The organism is Micromonospora sp. NPDC049799, from assembly GCF_040656655.1.
GTDB lineage: Bacteria > Actinomycetota > Actinomycetes > Mycobacteriales > Micromonosporaceae > Micromonospora.
Window position 1 is genome coordinate 1 of record NZ_JBFAMU010000241.1, and the last position, 3,049, is coordinate 3,049.

General features: G+C 73.5%; 4 protein-coding genes. 3 read left to right on the forward strand and 1 reads right to left on the reverse strand.

The genetic code is table 11. The features are described 5' to 3' along the window. Positions 1–125: 125 nt before the first annotated feature. Positions 126–902 carry a DUF4097 family beta strand repeat-containing protein gene (locus AB0I76_RS18280; protein WP_357036516.1) on the reverse strand — a complete coding sequence of 259 codons (777 nt, stop codon included), beginning with the start codon at positions 900–902 and terminating at the stop codon, positions 126–128. Positions 903–1,004: 102 nt separating this feature from the next. On the opposite strand from AB0I76_RS18280, the gene recO reads away from it, so the two are divergent. The 3 genes from recO to AB0I76_RS18295 all read left to right on the forward strand — a co-directional run bounded on the left by recO (position 1,005) and on the right by AB0I76_RS18295 (position 2,939). Then, positions 1,005–1,880, forward strand: a complete 876-nt coding sequence (recO, locus tag AB0I76_RS18285; RefSeq protein WP_357036519.1) for a DNA repair protein RecO — start codon at positions 1,005–1,007, stop codon at positions 1,878–1,880. An 8-nt stretch (positions 1,881–1,888) separates the two neighbouring features. Next, positions 1,889–2,689, forward strand: a complete 801-nt coding sequence (locus AB0I76_RS18290; protein WP_357036522.1) for an isoprenyl transferase — start codon at positions 1,889–1,891, stop codon at positions 2,687–2,689. A gap of 64 nt (positions 2,690–2,753) precedes the next feature. Beyond that, positions 2,754–2,939, forward strand: a complete 186-nt coding sequence (locus AB0I76_RS18295; RefSeq protein WP_357036525.1) for a hypothetical protein — start codon at positions 2,754–2,756, stop codon at positions 2,937–2,939. Positions 2,940–3,049: the final 110 nt, after the last annotated feature.

The following is a 3,049-nucleotide window of genomic DNA, read 5'->3' on the forward strand; positions in this document are numbered from 1 at the left end:
CGGCGACGATGCGCTCCGCCACCCGCTTGATCCGCTCGGCGTTGGCGACGGAGGAGCCCGGCCGGGCGTCGGCCGGGCCGGGGTGCCGAGGCAGCGGAGCGCGCCCGAACTGGAGACCGTCGAGATCAGCGCTGGATGACCGCGATGTCGCCGCTGCCCGTGGCGACGTCGAGCACCGCGGTGGCGCCGGCCGTGTGGGGTACGCCCAGCTCCGCACGGCCCGCTTCGGCCTCCGAGCGGACCTGGTAACTGCCGGCCGGCACGGTCAGTTCGACGTCCCCGCTGCGGGCGTGCGCCCGGACCGAGGCCACCGCGGTCAGCTCGACGCTGACGCTCCCCGAGCTGGCCTCGGCGTCCACCGCGCCCCGCAGGCGCCGGGCGGTGATGTCGCCGGAGGACGCCCGCAGGGTGACCGGGGTGGCGACGTCGTCGACCTCGATCGAGCCGGAACCGGTCTCGGCGCGGACCGGGCCGGTCGCCCCGGCGATCCGCACGTCGCCGGAGCCGAGCTCGAACTGCACCTCGCCGACCTTGCTCAGGTCGACGTCCCCGGAGCCGGTCTCACCCCGCACGCTCACCCCGGGCGGGGTGGTCACCTCGTAGGAGACGGTGCACCCGGAGCCGCACTCGGTGTCCAGCACCAGCTCGGACCCGATGATCTCGTACGTCGTGTCGGGCTCACCGCCCTGGTAGCGGACCACCCGCTTGATCCGTACCTCGTTCGGCTGACCGGTGGCGCGCACCACGACGTCGCCCGCGCCGGGCTCCACCCGGATCGAGGTGATCCGGACCGCCTCGGAGGTGTCGAAGTCGAGTCGCCGGAAGGAGAGGTTGTCGCACCCGGCGAGGAGGATCAGGGCGGTGGCCGCGCCGAGCGCGGTGACGGTCCGGTGCAGTGCCATGGCCAGGACGCTACGGCCGCTTGTCGACGCCGCACATCGGGGTCGGTCCGCGCGTCCACCCCGAGCCGACCCTGATTTCCCACCCCGAGGGAGAATGACCCGATGGCCGGGTACCGCCGACAGCTCTACCGCGACGACGCGGTGGTCCTGCGCGTGCAGAAGCTCGGCGAGTCCGACCGGATCATCACGCTGCTCACCCGACGGCACGGCCGGCTCCGCGCGGTCGCCCGGGGCGTACGGCGCACCACCTCCCGCTTCGGGGCCCGGCTGGAGCCGTTCGGCCACGTCGACCTCCAGCTCGCCGGGGATCCGAAGGGCAACCACGGCAGCTCCCTGCACACGGTCAGCCAGGTCGAGGGGATCGACCTGTACGGCAAGCGGTTCCTCGGCGACTACCCGCGCTACACCGCGGCCAGCGCGATCGCCGAGACCGCGGAACGCCTCACCCCCGTCGAGCGGGAGCCGTCGCTGCGGTTGTTCCAGCTCACCCTCGGCGCGATCAAGGCCCTCGCGCGGGGCGAGCACGCCACCACGCTGGTGCTCGACGCGTACCTGCTGCGCGGGATGGCGCTGGCCGGTTGGGCGCCGGCGCTGACCGCCTGCGCGGTCTGCGGCACGCCCGGCCACCACCGGGCCTTCTCCGTCCCGGCCGGCGGCGCCGTCTGCCCGGACTGCCGGCCGCCGGGCGCGGCCCATCCCGCCCCGGCCACCATCGACCTGATGTCCGCGCTGACCATGGGTGACTGGGTGGTCGCCGACGCGGCCGAGACCGGCGTACGCCGGGAGTGCAGCGGCCTCGTCGCGGCGCACCTGCAATGGCACCTGGAGCGCGCGCTACGCTCGCTGCCGCTGGTCGACCGGGGTGTCCCGACGGCCGGCGCGGTCCCGCCGTCGGTCGACGGCGCGGGCGGCGGGGGTCCCTTCCCGTCGGCTGCGGGGGCCGGTGGGGACGGTGCAAGCAGGGAGATGACCGAGTGATCCGATCGATGAGGGCCGGCCGGCGCGAGCCGGTGCCGCCGACACCCCACCCGTCGGGGGCGCGCCCGCCGGCGTTGCCCGCCGGGGCCGTGCCGAAGCACGTCGCGATCGTCATGGACGGCAACGGCCGGTGGGCCAAGGAGCGCGGCCTGCCCCGCACCAAGGGCCACGAGCAGGGTGAGTACAGCCTCTTCGACACCATCGAGGGTGCTATCGAGCTGGGCATCCCCTACCTGTCGGCGTACGCCTTCTCGACGGAGAACTGGCGGCGCTCGCCGGAGGAGGTCCGTTTCCTGATGGGCTTCAACCGGGACGTGATCCGGCGTCGCCGCGACCAGCTCGTCGACCTGGGCGTCCGGGTGGTCTGGTCGGGTCGGTCCGGTCGCCTGTGGAAGAGCGTCATCTCGGAGCTGCAGACCGCCGAGGAGATGTCGCGGGACAACTCGACACTCACCCTCCAGTTCTGCGTCAACTACGGCGGGCAGGCCGAGATCGGCGACGCGGCGGCGGCGATCGCCCGGGACGTGGCGGCCGGGAAGCTGGATCCGGGGAAGGTGACCGAGAAGACGGTCGCGAAGTACCTGTACCACCCGGAGATCCCCGAGGTGGACCTGTTCCTGCGTCCCTCCGGCGAGGAGCGGATCTCCAACTTCCTGCTGTGGCAGACCGCGTACGCCGAGCTGGTGTTCCTCGACACCCTCTGGCCGGACTTCGACCGCCGCCACCTCTGGTACGCCTGTGAGCTGTACGCGCAGCGTGACCGCCGGTTCGGCGGGGCCCTGCCGAACCCGGTTGCCCCCACCACCTGACGCTTACCACCCCGTGGGTCTGGGTACCACTACGGTCAGCAGCCACTGACGGAGGTGAACCCACATGATCCAGAAGCGTATTGCCCAGTGGGCGGTGATGGCGATCGCCGTGCCCGTGGCGGCGGCCGGTGCGCGCCGGCTCAGCCACACGCTGGAGGCCCGCCGTGGCCCCTCCGGGCTCAGCCGCCTGCTCACCAAGGGCGCGGACATGCTGCGCCCGCAGAAGGCCAAGCGTCGCCGCTTCTTCTGATCCGGCTCGCGGGGGCGCCCGCCCCCCCCCCCCCCCGGGGGGGGGGGGGCGCCCAAAACGGGGGCAGGCGGGCGGGGGTGAACCACGGGCCGGGCCCCACCTAACACAAC